This window comes from Streptosporangium sp. NPDC050284, from assembly GCF_044459525.1.
Lineage (GTDB): Bacteria > Actinomycetota > Actinomycetes > Streptosporangiales > Streptosporangiaceae > Streptosporangium.
In genome coordinates, this window is sequence record NZ_JBITIZ010000004.1 from 86,450 (window position 1) to 100,459 (window position 14,010).

The 14,010-nt window shown below is 69.8% G+C and carries 22 protein-coding genes; 1 reads left to right on the plus strand and 21 read right to left on the minus strand.

Annotated features, from left to right (window positions below):
* Positions 1–21 precede the first annotated feature (21 nt).
* The 16 genes from ACIBH4_RS11165 to ACIBH4_RS11240 form a co-directional block, all read right to left on the minus strand.
* On the minus strand, positions 22–465 hold the full coding sequence (locus tag ACIBH4_RS11165) for a hypothetical protein (RefSeq protein ID WP_362766813.1): 444 nt from the start codon (positions 463–465) through the stop codon (positions 22–24).
* Positions 466–605: 140 nt separating this feature from the next.
* Entirely contained in the window at positions 606–842 is a 237-nt protein-coding gene (locus ACIBH4_RS11170) for a hypothetical protein (RefSeq protein ID WP_362766816.1), read from the minus strand.
* 61 nt (positions 843–903) lie between these two features.
* Entirely contained in the window at positions 904–1,371 is a 468-nt protein-coding gene (locus ACIBH4_RS11175) for a hypothetical protein (RefSeq protein WP_362766818.1), read from the minus strand.
* A gap of 10 nt (positions 1,372–1,381) precedes the next feature.
* Positions 1,382–2,002 (minus strand): hypothetical protein, encoded by a 621-nt coding sequence (locus ACIBH4_RS11180; RefSeq protein WP_362766821.1) that lies wholly within the window; start codon positions 2,000–2,002, stop codon positions 1,382–1,384.
* The gene (locus ACIBH4_RS11185; RefSeq protein WP_362766825.1) at positions 1,999–2,808 is read right to left on the minus strand and encodes a hypothetical protein; all 810 of its coding nucleotides are present in this window, start codon (positions 2,806–2,808) and stop codon (positions 1,999–2,001) included. The genes ACIBH4_RS11180 and ACIBH4_RS11185 overlap by 4 nt, the downstream gene beginning before the upstream one ends.
* Before the next feature lie 4 nt (positions 2,809–2,812).
* Positions 2,813–3,517: a hypothetical protein gene (locus ACIBH4_RS11190; RefSeq protein WP_362766827.1), complete on the minus strand. Its 705-nt coding sequence runs from the start codon at positions 3,515–3,517 to the stop codon at positions 2,813–2,815.
* 143 nt (positions 3,518–3,660) lie between these two features.
* The gene (locus tag ACIBH4_RS11195; protein ID WP_399171907.1) at positions 3,661–4,254 is read right to left on the minus strand and encodes a hypothetical protein; all 594 of its coding nucleotides are present in this window, start codon (positions 4,252–4,254) and stop codon (positions 3,661–3,663) included.
* Positions 4,251–4,382 (minus strand): hypothetical protein, encoded by a 132-nt coding sequence (locus ACIBH4_RS11200; protein WP_362766833.1) that lies wholly within the window; start codon positions 4,380–4,382, stop codon positions 4,251–4,253. Before ACIBH4_RS11200 ends, ACIBH4_RS11195 begins: the two co-directional genes overlap by 4 nt.
* Positions 4,383–4,418: 36 nt before the next feature.
* Positions 4,419–5,063 (minus strand): hypothetical protein, encoded by a 645-nt coding sequence (locus tag ACIBH4_RS11205; RefSeq protein WP_362766835.1) that lies wholly within the window; start codon positions 5,061–5,063, stop codon positions 4,419–4,421.
* 40 nt (positions 5,064–5,103) lie between these two features.
* Complete coding sequence (locus ACIBH4_RS11210; protein ID WP_362766838.1) at positions 5,104–5,592, minus strand: hypothetical protein; 489 nt, start codon at positions 5,590–5,592, stop codon at positions 5,104–5,106.
* Between the two features lie 3 nt (positions 5,593–5,595).
* Positions 5,596–5,853, minus strand: coding sequence for a hypothetical protein (locus ACIBH4_RS11215; protein WP_362766841.1), 258 nt, complete (start codon positions 5,851–5,853; stop codon positions 5,596–5,598).
* A 120-nt stretch (positions 5,854–5,973) separates the two neighbouring features.
* On the minus strand, positions 5,974–6,417 hold the full coding sequence (locus tag ACIBH4_RS11220; RefSeq protein ID WP_362766844.1) for a hypothetical protein: 444 nt from the start codon (positions 6,415–6,417) through the stop codon (positions 5,974–5,976).
* Positions 6,417–7,028 carry a hypothetical protein gene (locus tag ACIBH4_RS11225; RefSeq protein WP_362766847.1) on the minus strand — a complete coding sequence of 204 codons (612 nt, stop codon included), beginning with the start codon at positions 7,026–7,028 and terminating at the stop codon, positions 6,417–6,419. Before ACIBH4_RS11225 ends, ACIBH4_RS11220 begins: the two co-directional genes overlap by 1 nt.
* A gap of 90 nt (positions 7,029–7,118) precedes the next feature.
* Positions 7,119–7,499: a hypothetical protein gene (locus tag ACIBH4_RS11230; protein ID WP_362766850.1), complete on the minus strand. Its 381-nt coding sequence runs from the start codon at positions 7,497–7,499 to the stop codon at positions 7,119–7,121.
* On the minus strand, positions 7,489–7,617 hold the full coding sequence (locus ACIBH4_RS11235) for a hypothetical protein (RefSeq protein WP_362766853.1): 129 nt from the start codon (positions 7,615–7,617) through the stop codon (positions 7,489–7,491). Before ACIBH4_RS11235 ends, ACIBH4_RS11230 begins: the two co-directional genes overlap by 11 nt.
* 74 nt (positions 7,618–7,691) lie before the next feature.
* Positions 7,692–7,943 carry a hypothetical protein gene (locus ACIBH4_RS11240; RefSeq protein WP_362766856.1) on the minus strand — a complete coding sequence of 84 codons (252 nt, stop codon included), beginning with the start codon at positions 7,941–7,943 and terminating at the stop codon, positions 7,692–7,694.
* 137 nt (positions 7,944–8,080) lie between these two features.
* Between ACIBH4_RS11240 and ACIBH4_RS11245 the strand changes: the two genes are divergently transcribed.
* Complete coding sequence (locus ACIBH4_RS11245) at positions 8,081–8,581, plus strand: hypothetical protein (protein ID WP_362766859.1); 501 nt, start codon at positions 8,081–8,083, stop codon at positions 8,579–8,581.
* A gap of 288 nt (positions 8,582–8,869) precedes the next feature.
* On the opposite strand, the gene ACIBH4_RS11250 is transcribed toward ACIBH4_RS11245, so the two are convergent.
* From ACIBH4_RS11250 to ACIBH4_RS11270, 5 genes are all read right to left on the minus strand, one after another.
* Positions 8,870–9,412, minus strand: a complete 543-nt coding sequence (locus ACIBH4_RS11250) for a hypothetical protein (RefSeq protein WP_362766863.1) — start codon at positions 9,410–9,412, stop codon at positions 8,870–8,872.
* Positions 9,403–9,993, minus strand: a complete 591-nt coding sequence (locus ACIBH4_RS11255) for a hypothetical protein (protein WP_362766866.1) — start codon at positions 9,991–9,993, stop codon at positions 9,403–9,405. Before ACIBH4_RS11255 ends, ACIBH4_RS11250 begins: the two co-directional genes overlap by 10 nt.
* 321 nt (positions 9,994–10,314) lie before the next feature.
* Positions 10,315–11,001 carry a hypothetical protein gene (locus ACIBH4_RS11260; RefSeq protein ID WP_362766869.1) on the minus strand — a complete coding sequence of 229 codons (687 nt, stop codon included), beginning with the start codon at positions 10,999–11,001 and terminating at the stop codon, positions 10,315–10,317.
* A gap of 412 nt (positions 11,002–11,413) precedes the next feature.
* Positions 11,414–11,716, minus strand: a complete 303-nt coding sequence (locus ACIBH4_RS11265; RefSeq protein WP_362766872.1) for a hypothetical protein — start codon at positions 11,714–11,716, stop codon at positions 11,414–11,416.
* Positions 11,717–11,727: 11 nt separating this feature from the next.
* Positions 11,728–13,923 carry a hypothetical protein gene (locus tag ACIBH4_RS11270; protein ID WP_362766874.1) on the minus strand — a complete coding sequence of 732 codons (2,196 nt, stop codon included), beginning with the start codon at positions 13,921–13,923 and terminating at the stop codon, positions 11,728–11,730.
* Positions 13,924–14,010 lie beyond the last annotated feature (87 nt).

Below are 14,010 nucleotides of genomic sequence, written 5' to 3' on the forward strand. Positions count from 1 at the left end.
CGCCGAAGCGTGAGCATGCCGCTACGTGGGCGCCAGGTCTGTCACCGGGTACGGGCACGCCACCGCGAACGCCCTGCGCAGCCACCGGTCGCCTTTCAACCCCTTCACCGAGGCGGCGAACACCGTCACATTGCTGCCTTTCGGCGTGAACACCAGCACCTTCGCCCGCTTCGGCACGATCGGCTTACCGAACGGGCCGTAAACCCCCGTGCCGACGTCGAGCCAGTACGCGTAGTGGGCGTATGACCCGGCTTTCCCCACGACCCGCGTCCCGTACGGCAACACCAGGCTGTAGATCTGCGCACGCGCGAACCCCCGATCGACGCGGATGGTGCGCTTGCCGAGGTTCGCCGTATCCCGCATGATCTTCTCGACGTGCTGGACGACCGGCCCGTCCTTGCCGCGCAGAAACCGCTGTAACGCCACCTGGTTGTTACGCACCCGCACCCGGTACGTCGCCACCACCCACCCCCCTCTCGCTCCTGTGGCGGGTCAGGCTGCCTCGTCGTAGTCGGGCTCGCGGACCTTCACCGTCAGCTCGATGTCCGGCGGCCGATGCAGCGCCTCCAATTCGGCGTCCGGGTCGGCGACCAGCCGGAGGTCTTTCACGGCTTGCGCGCCTTGTCTCGCGCAGCCTCCGTCTCCTCGGCCGCTGGCCCCTGGCCGCCGTCGGATGAGCCGGTCTCCTCCCCCACCAAGGAGGTGTCGGCCAGCAGCGTCAGCTTCCCCGACGCGATCACCTTGCGGATGAACGGCGAGTCCGCGACGTCGTACTCGTGGCCGTCGTGCATGCCCAACACCGGCGCGTTCGCTTTCACGGTCAAGCCCATGACCAGCAGCAAAGCAGAAGGCCGCCCCCGTTTCCACCGGAGGCGGCCTTGAGCGGCCGAACGTGTTGCGCGTTTACGTGGGGTCGGTGTTGTGCCAGGCCAGCAGCCGGGCCACGAGATCGCCCGCGCCGAGCGCGGCCGCCATGTCCGGGGCGTCGACCACGACCACGTCATCACTCAACGCCGCCCACACCTTCGCCGCCGCAGGACCGGGCACGTTTGGACGTAGCACCGCCGCGGGAAAGTACAAGCCGCCCGATCCGACTGCTTGAGCAGCGGACAGTGCCTGGCCCTCAACGGGCGAGTAGGGGCGGCCGTCACGTACCAGCAGCGTCAGCGGACGCACCGGGACGTCTTCGGCCACAGACCCGCTGACCCCCGCTCCCCCGCCGGTGAACGAGCGCGCCGTCTCACCGGGGTAGCCCCATGCCCAGCCCTTCACCAGGTCCTCCTGGTAGGCGCGCACCCACAGGGCGCCGTCGTCGGCGATGACCAGGTCACCTTCCCGCCAGCTCTCCCCCACGTCTCCTCTTCCCGTCATACCAGGCATGCTAGACGCCGCCTCCGACGATCCGGGGTCCGTCGGGGTGCCGGGTGGTGCCGTACCCGTGGCGGGTGCAGCGCGGACAGATCGCCATCCACTCACCGGGCGAGCCTGACACCGGCAACGCGTCAGGGCGACCCTTCACCCGCCGCCACTCGTGCCCGCCGAACGGCCGGCCGCACACCGGGCACGGCTCCCAGAACATTCCGTACCGCGCCGCGACCCGTTCGTGTACGCCCCGCCACGAGTACGGCAGCCATGACGCCCAGTGCCGCCGTTTCCGCGGCACACCCCCTTGCCGGGCGTGGGGCCGTCGCTGGGAGGCGCTGAGCGGGCCTGCGACGTCCCGGACGTAGTCATCCAGGAAGACGGTGAGGACGTCGGCCGCATGGGCGACGTTGACCTCCCCATCCTCTGCCGTGACCTCGACGAACACCAGCTGGTCCTCGGGGTGAACCACCTCGCTGGCCAGCTGCGCGAGGACCTGAACCCGTTCGGCCGCGAGCCGCTTGTGTACCCCCAGCGTGTCCAGGGCGGCAACAGCGGCCAGCCACCCGTCCATGTCAGACGGCAGGTGCGCCCGCACGTCGTAGTCGCCGACCCGTACCGTTGTGATGGTGGTCGTCACCGGCTGTCTCCCCCGGCTGCGACACCTGCGGGCAGGCTGGCGAGCACCGGGTCGGTCAGCTGCGCGTACTCCTCGCGGGTGACACACCGGATGCGCGCCTCATCCCAGGTGGGTGCGTCGACGAGCTCGACGCCCGTGACCCGCCATCCCGGCTGCAGTCGGCCGTGCCGCACGTAGTCGCCGGACCGCAGAACGTTCGGGTCGGACGGGATGGCCCACTCCACACCGGAAAGATCAACGGTGACGGGTGTCGGCTGGTCGAGGACACCCGCCGGGGAGGCTCCTTCAGCGGACGGTCGAAGGTAGCCGGCGCCCATCAGCTGGCCGCCCGACACCCAGGCCAGCTGCAACACGCCGACGGAGGCCGCGTCCGCAGGGTCACCGCGCCGGTCGACCAACGGCACCGGCAGGTTCCGGACGTCGACCGGCAGCTTCTCCGGGTTATAAATGCGCCGTCGGCCGCCGTGCTCGAAGACGGCCAGCACCCCGCACCACGGCACCAGGCCGGCGTTGGCGGCGTCACCCGGGTCGAGCAGGTCGCCGCGGCCCAGGGCGGACACGCAGTCGCCCCAGTTCGCGGCGATCGCGTTGTGGAGTTCCGTCAGGGCGGCTCCGGTGCTGGCGACGGCGGCCGCGATCCGGTTGCCGCCGTAGCGGCCGCCCACGTCGACACCGCACCGTTCCAGAACGTCGGTGAGGTGGCCAAGGTCGAACAGCTGGCGGACGATCAGGAAATGAGCAGCAGCCTGGGCGGCCACACCATCCCCCTCGGACGCGTCCACGACTGTTTCGCTGGGTACATCCACGCTACTACTCCTCCGGAAAGTTAAACATTGAAGTTTCTGGTGGCTGGGTGCCTTCGCCGGTGGCGAGCTGCTCCCGCAGATTGCGCGCCATCTCGTCCAATTCGTCGCCCGTCTGCCCGTCGGGGGCGGCCGCTGCGAGAACCACCGCGGTCACGTTGATGACGAGCAAACTGTTGAGGCTGCTGCGGCTACACGCATCGACCAGCCGCGCCGCCTCCCCTTGAGACAAAACCGCGCTGACATCAGCGAGGTTGCGGGGGCGGTGAGCTTCCAGCTCGTCAGCGGCGGCGGCCAGCAGCGGCGCCACGAACTGGTGCGCCTGCCCGCACACGCTTCCCGACGGCGACGACCAGTGAACGTCGTGCGTGCCGGCCAGCAGCCTCGGATGGTCGGTGCCGCCGCGGAACTCCACGTACTCGCCTTTGTCCATGCCCGCGCACACCGCTTCGTCGCTGTCAGGCTCCGGATACCGGCACATGTACAGCGCCGCCGCAGCAGGCGCCGCCGCCGGTTGAAGCGTCTGGTACAGCAGCACCCCCATGGCGGCGACCAGCACCGCCAGCGTGCCCGCCAACGCGACGGTGACAGCTCGGGACGCCCGCTTGTTCCCGTGTTTGGTGCGGCACCACCGAACGTAGGCCCACACGCCGCACGCGGCGAACACGACGACGAACACACCCACTAGGACGGCGTAGTCGGCTTGGCTCATGGCTACGGACAGCTCCTAACTTGGGGGGAACCCCTGCACCTACAGCCGGTGGCCGGGCGGTGACGGGGCGTACGACCTACCAGGGTGGCGGGCGCGGCCCCACCAAACAGCCGATTCGCCCCACCTGGCCGGGTCGTGTCACGTCAGCCACGGCTCACCGCCGCCAGCACCCACCGCACCGCCGCCGCCTGGCTTTTCAAACGGTCCGTCGTGTCGCGCGGCTGATACCTGTGCCAGGCGGCCGACAGGGGCTGGTAGTTCGCGTGGGCGTACCACCTCGACGCCAACTGCCGGCCACGGGTCCGCGCCTGCCCGATCACCCCCAGCACCTGCGACCAGTCCGAAGGCCGCTCCGCTGATTCGGTCACCACGTAGTAGGCGGGGCCTTCGCCGTTGTTCCAGTAGCGCAGCAGCGGCCCACCCGGGTGCAGCCACACCCCGGCCACCGGCAGCGGAGAACTGCCGTACCCGACCTGGTCAACGGTCATCGTGTGCCACTTCCACCGGTCGCCGGGCCCGCCGGAGGGGGTCGTGGTGGGCTCGTTGTCGAACTCGAACTCGACGACCTTCCCGCACCCGTCCGGCAGCGGGCACACCAGCTGCACCGCGGCCTGCCTCGTCGTACCGTCGGGGCTTTCCTCGCCCTGCTGGCGCACCACCCAACCCCGCGCGCACCCCGGCCGGTGCTCAACCGGCTGCCACGCGAAGTACTCGTAGTGAACGCCCGTGCCGTTCACGCCGTACCGCCCACGGGCTCCTGCCACGCCTCGCAGTACCGTTGCCCATCCTGGCGGGACTTCCTCAGCGGCCGCTGGGCGCGGGCGCCTGCCCGCTGGGGCGGCTCGGCAGGGCTGGGATCAGACATGGTGTGTTCCTCCACAACTCGGCAAGACGGGGCCTGTCAGATGCCGGACGGGTGAGGGGCGAGGTAGGCGGTGATGACCGCCTCCCCCCACGGGGCCTGGCCGGCGCCGACGAGTTGCACCGCCGTCACCCGCCACCCGTTCAGCAGCACCACCTCACGGATGCTGGAGCCGTCGTGGCCGTGCTTGCGGGTGCGGGCGTCGTCGAAGTGGACGGTGACGTGCTGAACGGACGCGATACAGGCGGCGGCGACCCGGCCCGCCGGGGTGGAGGTGTCCACCCGGCCACGAGCCCGTATCCTGCGCTGTTCGTCCACCCACACGTTGTCGACCAGGCCGACGAGTGCGCCGTCCTGGTCGCGCAGCGCGGCGGGCGGCCCCACCGGCTGGTCCTCCCCGGCGCAGATGATGACCAGTCCGCCGCGGTCGGGAACACCGCACCGGGCGATCGTCCCCGCCCACGGCACCGGATCCATGATCAGCGGCTGCAGGTTTGCCTGCAGGGCAGCGCCGATACGCCGCACGTTACGCACCGCCCGGTGCGCGGCCTCCAGTTCTTTCACACCGTCCCGGTGGTCGGTGGGGCTCAAGCCCTCACCGTTGGAGCGCAGCAGCGCGTTGACGCACCGGTCGGCGTCGCCGAGCTTCTCCTCCACCTCGTCCAGGATGGTGAGCAGACCCATGACGGTTTCCCGCTGGTCGGCCAGGCGGCGCCAGTGACGATCATCGTGTTTTTCCTTTCCAGGTCAGGGCTGCGTTGATGGTGTGCTGGGCGTCGGCGAGGGCGGCCCGGTCGGTTTCGTCGGCGCGGCCGGTTTCCTGAATGGTCGAGATGCGGTGCACCGCCTGGTCGAACGCGTCGGAAACCCTGGTGAAGGCCGGCCCTTTGCTTCGGTCCGCGGTGAGGCAGGCGTTCACCGCGGCGATGACATCCGGCTCGGTGAGCAGGTCACGCGCCGCGGTGATGCTGGCCACCCTGGCGTTTCCGGCGTTGGTCTCCTTGATGGCGGCCCGCGCGAGGCGCAGCGCGGGCCGCACTGCCACCCGGGCGTCCCCGCACGCGTCCACAGCTGGGGCGGAGCGGCCAGGCGCGGGCAGGGCGGGATACGTCGCGGTGGCGGGACCCCACCCGCATGAGTAAGCGGCGAAGACGAGCAGGGCGACGGCGACGAACAACACGCCGACCCGGATGGGCTTCACAGAGGATGCCACCTTTCAACGGTGAGACGCCGCCCGGGAAGCTCCCGGACGGCACAAACGAATGATCAAACCTGGGGTGGTGTCAGGGTCGGCCCCGGCAACCTCGCCAAGGTCGGCGGGGCCGCGAATGAGGTCGTGGCCCAGCACGTCGGACAGGTAGCCGTCCACCAGGGCAGCGCCGGTTTTCGCCTGCTCGTACAGGGCGCACCCCCTGTCCTGGCCGACCGCGTCAAACCCTGCGGCCTGCGCCGCTTCCGACAGGGTGCGGTGCACGTCGGTGGTTTCGCGGAAGTCCAGCCACCAGCTGGCGGAGAACTGTCTGCGCGTCCTCGGCGAGTTGCTCGGCGGCGTGCCGTTCGGCGCCGGTGAGCGGTACCAGGCTGTGGGTGCCGCTCACCGGCCACCGTCTGGGGTGAGCGCGGCACGAAGGCGGGCAGCGGCTTGGCGCGACAGCAGCCCGGTCTGGCGCAGCTCCTTGATTTCGCGGTGGGCGGCGACGATCGCCGTTGAACTTCTGTCCGCTTCCCGCACGGTGGCTTCGAGCAGCGCGACGCTTTCCTTCGCGGCCACCCGGTACAGGGCGGCGGCGTGGAGGGTTTGAGCCGGGTCGTGGCCAGCGGTGATCAGCTCAACGAACCGTTCAAGCCGCTGCCATCCGGCTTGAATGTCCTCTACCCGGATATCGGCGGGCTGCGCCTGCCCGGCCTGGGTGGCGAGGAACTCCGCGCCGTTCAACGCCCGCACCGGGTCACGCGGCCGCCCCGTCGACGAAGGAGCAGCGAACAGGAATCCCAGCAGGTCGAAAACGGCTTGCGCCTCTCCTACGGTGAGCGCCATCAGTGGCCACCGTCCCCGCCTGGCCGGGTGTATCGCTGCAGTTCGAACCGCCACGACAAGGCCAGGACGTCCCGCAGCCACGGGTCGGTGCCTCTGAGCAGGATTTGTGCTTCCTCTTCGGCGCGGGCCTGCCGCTGCACCCGAAACGGCGCGTCCTCCCCCAGCTGGTGGCTGGCCCACACGCAGTACAGGGCTCGGGCGACCGGCATCAGCTGCACCAGCACCTTCCGCGGGTCGGCGGCGCCGCCGAACAGCTGCCTGGTGCGGGCCTGCAGCTCCTGGTCCTGGCCGTGTTTGCAGGAACAGCGGCCCTGGTAGCGGGATCCTCCCAGGCGGGCCGCGAGCTCGGCGACGCCAGCTCGGGTCGCCGAGCCGCTGTCGCCGCCTGCGGCGGCGGCGGCTTCGAACGCGGCGACGAGTTCCCGCATCTGTTCAACCGTGAGGTCGCCGGGCGAGGGAATCACCTCGTCGACCATGCCGGTGTCGTAGCAGCGGCCGCAGTCAGGGGCGGTGTCCTGCCCGCCCCTGCTCGGGGCGATGTCATCTCCGGCGTTCCGCGGGGCGGGCAGACCAAAGGGGCCTGGGGCGTCTGGCCCCGGGGGTTCGTTCATCACAACAACGTCCGTTCTGGTGTCGGGTGCCGATCCGCCCGCCCAGCCTTCGGGCGGCTGGGCGGGCGGAAAGAAAACTCAGGGCCGCGTCTACAGGTCGCGCGGGGCCGTCTCCTGGCCGCGCAGCCGGCCGACAGTGGCCAGCCACGCGCGGTGCTCGACAGGATCGCGGCGGCCCAGTCCGCTGGCGGTGCCGAGGGCGACGGCGAGCGTGTTCGCGACCAGGGCGTGGCCGACGCCGAGGAGCGCTTGGATCAGGGCGGCATCGCGTTCCCGGTCGGCTTCGCTGACGGACTTGGAACCACGGTTTCCGGGGTTGCTGCAGCTGGCTGCCAGCAACGTCCGGGAGGTGGTCAGGGAGTCGATGGCGGCCAGCAGGTTGTCCTGGCCGGTGTTCGGGGGGCATTGGTTCTCCTGGCAGACAGGCGGAAGGCGCCCCGCCCTGGGGCGCCTTCCGCGTTTACAGGTCATGGAGATCGAACAGGCCGTCACCTTCGGTTCCGGTGGCGGCGTGGGCGTCGAACAACGGCGGTGGCGGCGTTGGTTTGATGCCGAAGTCCGTCGGCGTGGTGTCGATCCATGCAGGCATGCGAACCTCCGCAGCTCATCCAATGAATGCAATTCATACACTACACATGTGTGGTGACTGCTGCAAGTGTTTCACTACACCCGGCGGGAAGGGCGTTTTTTCGCGGAAGCCTCGGTCACCCGGGATGGGCGCGGCAGGTGGCGCAGCTGCGCCCGCACCTGGGCGCCGCTCCCCGACCCCATCAGCAGGTGCGCGGAAACCTCGGGACGGCAGGTCCGGCAGGGGATGACGAAGTCACGGCCATCGGGCCCCGCCAGGGTGATCCACCCGTACTCACAGCCGACATGCAGGCATTCGCAGGTCGCGAACGGGCAGGGGATCGCCATGTCACCCACACCTCCTAGGAGGGGACAATGATGATTGCCTTCCTTCATGTGGAGGATACGCGTCGTGACCGACAGAAACACCTGCATAAGTGCGATCACACGGTGCGCCCGTCACTCACGGGACACAATCGGCTGCCATGAGCGACGACGTGTTCGACGTGCGGGCACTCCTGCCCGGCCTCGACGAATTCCCCCCGACCCTCTACCTGTCACCCGAAGTCGGCGACCCGGCAGCCGACCTGCTGCCGCTGATGACCCACCTCGGACTGGCACCCCTCACCCTCACCGGCGGCGGCGGCCACACCACCATGAGCCTCTACAAGGCGCAGGGCCGGCAGTGGCAGGTCAGCATCGGCGCCCGCCGCGACGTGGAAGTGCGCTGTCCCGGCCCGGCGGGCGGCGACCTGCCCTTCCTCACCGGGGTCACGATCACCGACCCGGCGCCGTGGTGCGGCGCGGCCCTGGAACAGGGGCGGGCGCTGCTGTTCGTCGGCCCGCCCCTGCCATGGAAGCGCGGACAGGTGAGCATGCCCCAGGTGCTGTCCATGCTCGGCACCCGCGCGGCGTGCGCCGGCATCGTCCCCGTCCGGCCCGCCCACCCCTGCGACCCCTTCCAGAACACGGCCGCCACCCCCTGACGGCGGGCACGAAGAAGGGCTTCCGCCCTCGACAGCGGAAGCCCTTCGTTCACACGCGGCGCCTACCCCCACTGCACCGCCGGAGCCCACCAGGACAGACCCTGAAGCGCACGGTTACCGCAGGTCAGAACACTCATGACTTTTCCCTTCCACGGGGGCTATTGATGCAATTCATACACTACAGGCATGGGGTGTCAGTTGTACATTGTCCCCATATCTCAATTACATAAAGAAGCGCCTGTGAGGCCCGCTTCGGGTAGGAGCGCTCCGCAGCGGCACCGCGTGAAACTACTCCGGGCAGCAGTCGTACGCGGACACCGTGACGGACATCTGACCGCCCACGCAGCCGCCATCGGGGCCGAGGGGCCGCCACGCGCCGACGAGAAGTTTCCGCGCTGAGCGGCGCCCCTCCTCGCTGTCACGGAAACAACAGGTCACAGCGCGGCGCATCGCGGCCGCGTCATCCAGGACGATCTCAGCGTCGCGGGTCAGCCGATCCGCGCTCGGAAACCGCCCCCGGTTGTCGACCTTCGCGGCGCACCGGTAGGCGCCCACCTCCAGCTCGACCGCCCACAGATTCAGCGGGCACCTCTCCACCTGGGCGACCCGCTGCGGCCACGCCGCGGTCGTCGGCCACATCTCCGCCACCCGCACCCACGCCTGCCCGTTACCGTCGCCGCAGTCGCAGCACAAATCCGCAGCGACCTGCGCGCCGGGCAGAATCGAGCACCGGCACGCCGCCCCGCCCGCGCTGGCCGCCAACGCCTCACACAAGCAGCCCAGCAGCTCCTCCGCGAGACCGAACGCCACCTGGTCGACGTTCACGGCCACGACGTCCTCCTCAGCCGGGGCCGGTCCGGCGACAGCACCCGGGACCGTTGCCGCAACCCGTACGGGTTCACCGCGCTGAGCCACAGGTCGACTTCGGGGATGCCGGTCCGGCCGCGGTCCAGGAAATCCATCGGGTCGACGAAACCAACCGTCACCCCCTGCCGGGTGATCGTCGTCACCCGTTCGGGGAGCCGGCAGCAGTCGTCGCCGTTGCACGCGTTCAGCAGCTCACACGCGTACGTCGAGTAGGCGTGCATCGCCGCCTCGTCGAGCGGCAGCCCCCGCATGTACGTCACCAGGAAACCGCCGCCGCCGACCTCGTCGGCCGGGGCGGCCAGGTCCGCGCATTCGGGCCAGCATTCGCCGTCGACGCGCACCAGTTCGCGGTGCAGGTCGATCCGGTACGCCTCCGGCGGCAGCTGCACCCCGTCGACCACCACCCGCACGATCTCCTGCGCCGGGCCTTCCAGATCGACTTTGCACACGTGGCAGCAGGAGCAGGCGCCGGAGCAGACGCGGCAGTTCACCCACCCGGCGCCGGTCAGCATCGGGTAGAACGGCGGCCCGACCCCGACGTCCAACGGCCCGCCACCACCACACGTCTTCCCGCACGGGCGGACCGTCAGCTCGCACACCCCGTACTGGTTGCCGGCCAGCGGCGACAGAATCCTTGCGGCGACCCTCCCCAAGCGGGTCCGCAGCGCCGGGTCGGCGTCCGCCCACCCCGGGCAGCACGACGGGTCCGGGTCAGGGTCCGGCCAGCAGGGCCCATGGTCGGTTACCCCCACAAGCCACCCCTCTCCCCCAGCCACACTGTTACAAAAACGCCCCTTTCAGGGGTGAGGGCTCCGTCTTCGAAGGCCGAGGGCGGAGCCCTGGGGCCGGAACGCCCGGCCGTGCCGCTACGCGGCCAGCGGGACGCACCCGCAGGCAGGCTCGGGCGGCGGCACCGTCGTCAGGTGCAGGTCCATGTGGTCTTTCGACCCGATCGGGGTGAGCAGCGGCCCCGCAACGTTCGCGGCATTGGTCGCGTCGACGTCGTGCGGGCCGACACCCCAGCCGGACCCCTTCTCTGACCGGCCCGACAGGGTGAACGTCGTCTCACCGTTCTGAATCTCAAAATCACCGATGATCATGTCTTTGAGCCACGGGATCAGGAAGTACCCGTACTGCGGCAGGCCCGTCGCGCCGCAGCGCTCACCCGGCACCTCCGACCAGATCTCCAGGCCGACACCACCGGCGCAGAGGATGTCCTCGCCGATACGGTTTCCAACACTGGTGCCCTGCCAATCCAAAACCGTCTCATAACCCGACAACAGGGTGAAAAGGTCTGGGTCCACGCCGCAGAGGTTGATTTCGAAGTTCACCCATTTCAGCTGGGGGCAGTCCTTCGACGCTATGCAGATCTTCCCCGCGGCGTTCTTCACCTCGATCTCATCGCCCTCCGCGATCTCAGGCGAGTACGACGCGGTGATGAGCCCATCCGTAGTAACAACGGAGCAGGGACCCACGACCGGAATACCGCACGCGTCGACCTTGGTCGCACGGACCACCAGCCCGTGAATCGACTTCCAGCATGTCGCCGGCAAAGGACGCACCTCCCATCGGAGTTCGCGCCCGGCCCACGACCAGCGGCAATCTACGAGGTCAGGCTATCCGCTGCGCCGCTCCCCTTTCCGCCTTACCCCGCACGCGGCATGTCTGCCCCGGCCAGGACACGCGCCAGCTGACCATCTGTGAACATCCGTTCAGCATGCCGCCCCCAGATCACCCGCACGCCACGAACAGCACCGTGCCGACCTTCTGCCATGCCCCGTAGGATCGCCGCGCGGCGCTCGGGCACCTGGCCGGGTCGACGGCGGGTGGGGGCTGACCACGTCATGGTGCGCCGGTGCCGGCCGACTACCCCGGGCCGCCCCGCACCCGCACAGGGCCGCCCCCGCTCAACACGCCGGGGGCGGCCCCTCCCCTCCAGGCACCGAGCCGGGCGGCACGCGCGTCTCAGCGACTACGACGTTCCACGTCGTACCCAGACAGACGCTGCGCCGTTGCCTGCGGAATCCCAGCGGCGCGCAACGCCTCGTAGTCCTCCTCGGCCCGCTCAGCTTCGGCCTCCTCCAGGCCAGCGACATGCTCGGCGACCCCGGTCTGCCACCCGGCGTAAGCCTCCTGGAACTCCTCCTCGCTGATTTCCACCGCCCCCTCGGGCAGGCCCCCGGCACCCGACTGTGACTCGTTGATCTCACCGATGCTGCCGCCCTGGCTGCGGAAGTACCGCGTGTGCTCGCCGTTCCGCGTTTCCATGCGTCCCCCTTCTACAGCGCGAACACCATCGCGCGAATGTACGACTGAACCCTGTTGTAGGTGGCCCCACCCAGCCCGAATCCCAACGCGATGTCCAAACTCACGGTGATCGTGGCGCCCGGCGGAATCGTCGTGTTGCCCAGCACTTTGGTGGTCTGAGTGTGGACGTCCGACACGGTCGCGGAACCACGATTTTCGAACCGGTACATTTCATCGCCGTAGACGAAGTGGCCGGCCCTGCCGCCCGGCGGAATAACGAAGTCGACGTCGACTTCGACCGACGTGATAGCGATCGCCGGCCGGCACGGGTCCGGGTTCGTGATGTCCAGCGTCCGGGTGGCCACCACCGTGCCGCCCGTCGTGGTCGTCGCTGGCACGACAGGGTTTGCGGGAAACAGCTCGTTGAGCGTGGTGGTGAAGTACTGGTACTTGGCGCGCGGCTCCGCCCGAAGCTGCCCGGAGCTGTCGCAGTACACGCCGCCCGCGTTGCCGTTGACGTCACACGGGTAGGGCCACGCCTGCACCGCGGCCCCCAGCGGCGTTCCTGCGGACCCGTCACCGGTTAGGCCACACGCTGTTTCCACGGTCGCAGCACCCGGCGGCACGAACAAGCCGCCGTCTGCGGCGACCGCGACCTGGTTACCGGCCTGCGGGGAAATCTCCACCTCGAACTCGCCGGTCGCCGGATCGTACGCCAGCCCATCACCAGCCGACAGGCAGGTCCGTACGTCGCCGCACTCGACGAACAAGCCGTCCGCGCCCGCCTTCAACAGGTTCGCCCCGCCACCCGGAGGCGCCGCATCCAGCACCACCTCCGCAGTCACCGTGTACGGCGCCCCCGCCGACCCATCCCCCGTCAGCCCCAAATCCACCGTGGCACTGTCGGTGACGGCCACCACCGTCCCACCGCCCCCGCCACCTGGCGGCACGAACAAGCCGCCGTCCGCAGCAACCGCGACCTGGTTACCGGCCTGCGGGGAAATCTCCACGCCGATCTGGCCCGTCCCCGGGTCGTAGTTGATGCCGTTCACCCCGGTCAGGCAGGTCCGTACGTCACCGCACTCGACGAACAAGCCGTCCGCGCCCGCCTTCAACAGGTTCGCCCCGCCACCCGGAGGCGCCGCATCCAGCACCACCTCCGCAGTCACCGTGTACGGGTCCGCGGCAGAGCCGTCGCCGGTGAGTCCCAGATCAACGGTGGCACTGTCGGTGACGGCCACCACCGTCCCACCGCCCCCGCCACCCGGCGGCACGAACAAGCCTCCGTCACCGCCGAGGGCCAGCTGGTTACCGGCGTCCGCGGAAATGTCCACCTCGAACTCGCCGGTCGCCGGATCGTACGCCAGCCCATCACCAGCCGACAGACAGGGCCGCACGTCGTCGCAGTCCACGGCTGCCGGGGAGATGAACAGGCCGTCGTCAGTGCCGAAGACGACGGCGTTCCCAGCGTCTCCCGACAACCTGGCCTCGATCACACCGGTCGCCGGGTCGTAGGTCGCGCCCGGCCCGGCCGACAGGCAGGTCCGTACGTCGCCGCACTCGACGAACAGCCCGTCCGGGCCCTCCTGCAACAGGTTCGTGCCGCCGCCCGGAGGCGCCGGGTCCAGCACCACGTCAGCGGTCACCGTGTACGGGTCACCGACGGCGCCGGTCCCGGTGAGACCCAGGTCGACCGTGTCGGTGTCGGTCACCGCGAGCGCCGTACCGCCCGCCCCGCCAGCGGGAACAAACAGGCCGCGGTCGCTGCCGAACTCCACCTGGTTGCCTGGGTCTTCGGACAGGAAGGCGCTGATCTCACCGGTGTCAGGGTCATATTCGATGCCGTCGCCAGCCGACAGGCAGGTTCGGACGGTGTCGCATTCGACGAACAGCCCGTCCGGGCCCTCCTGCAACAGGTTCGTGCCGCCGCCCGGAGGCGCCGGGTCCAGCACCACGTCAGCGGTCACCGTGTACGGGTCACCGACGGCGCCGGTCCCGGTGAGTTCCATGTGAGCTGTGGGCGTGTCCTCAACGACGAGTTCCACATCGCCGCCGCCAGCGGGAACGAACAGGCCGTCATCGGTGCCGATCGTCACCTGATTCCCGGCGTCGGTCGACACCAGCGCGCCGACCACCCCGGTCGCCGGGTCGTAGGTCGCGCCCGGCCCGGCCGACAGGCAGGGCCTCACCTGCTCGCAGGTGACCGCGGCGCCGGTCGTGCTGATCACGTACGGGGCGGTGGTGCCTCCGTCGCCTTCCACGGTGATGTTGTCGCCGGCGACGACGACGCATTCGCACCGTCCGCCGCCACAGCC

What these genes read in the sequence shown, in the direction of transcription:
- ACIBH4_RS11175 (WP_362766818.1), bottom strand. Translation starts at nt 1,371, where the DNA reads ATGACGGGAAGAGGAGACGTGGGGGAGAGCTGGCGGGAAGGTGACCTG.
- ACIBH4_RS11190 (WP_362766827.1), bottom strand. Translation starts at nt 3,517, where the DNA reads ATGAGCCAAGCCGACTACGCCGTCCTAGTGGGTGTGTTCGTCGTCGTG.
- ACIBH4_RS11200 (WP_362766833.1), bottom strand. Translation starts at nt 4,382, where the DNA reads ATGTCTGATCCCAGCCCTGCCGAGCCGCCCCAGCGGGCAGGCGCCCGC.
- ACIBH4_RS11205 (WP_362766835.1), bottom strand. Translation starts at nt 5,063, where the DNA reads ATGGGTCTGCTCACCATCCTGGACGAGGTGGAGGAGAAGCTCGGCGAC.
- ACIBH4_RS11220 (WP_362766844.1), bottom strand. Translation starts at nt 6,417, where the DNA reads ATGGCGCTCACCGTAGGAGAGGCGCAAGCCGTTTTCGACCTGCTGGGA.
- ACIBH4_RS11225 (WP_362766847.1), bottom strand. Translation starts at nt 7,028, where the DNA reads ATGAACGAACCCCCGGGGCCAGACGCCCCAGGCCCCTTTGGTCTGCCC.
- ACIBH4_RS11230 (WP_362766850.1), bottom strand. Translation starts at nt 7,499, where the DNA reads ATGACCTGTAAACGCGGAAGGCGCCCCAGGGCGGGGCGCCTTCCGCCT.
- ACIBH4_RS11235 (WP_362766853.1), bottom strand. Translation starts at nt 7,617, where the DNA reads ATGCCTGCATGGATCGACACCACGCCGACGGACTTCGGCATCAAACCA.
- ACIBH4_RS11240 (WP_362766856.1), bottom strand. Translation starts at nt 7,943, where the DNA reads ATGGCGATCCCCTGCCCGTTCGCGACCTGCGAATGCCTGCATGTCGGC.
- ACIBH4_RS11245 (WP_362766859.1), top strand. Translation starts at nt 8,081, where the DNA reads ATGAGCGACGACGTGTTCGACGTGCGGGCACTCCTGCCCGGCCTCGAC.
- ACIBH4_RS11265 (WP_362766872.1), bottom strand. Translation starts at nt 11,716, where the DNA reads ATGGAAACGCGGAACGGCGAGCACACGCGGTACTTCCGCAGCCAGGGC.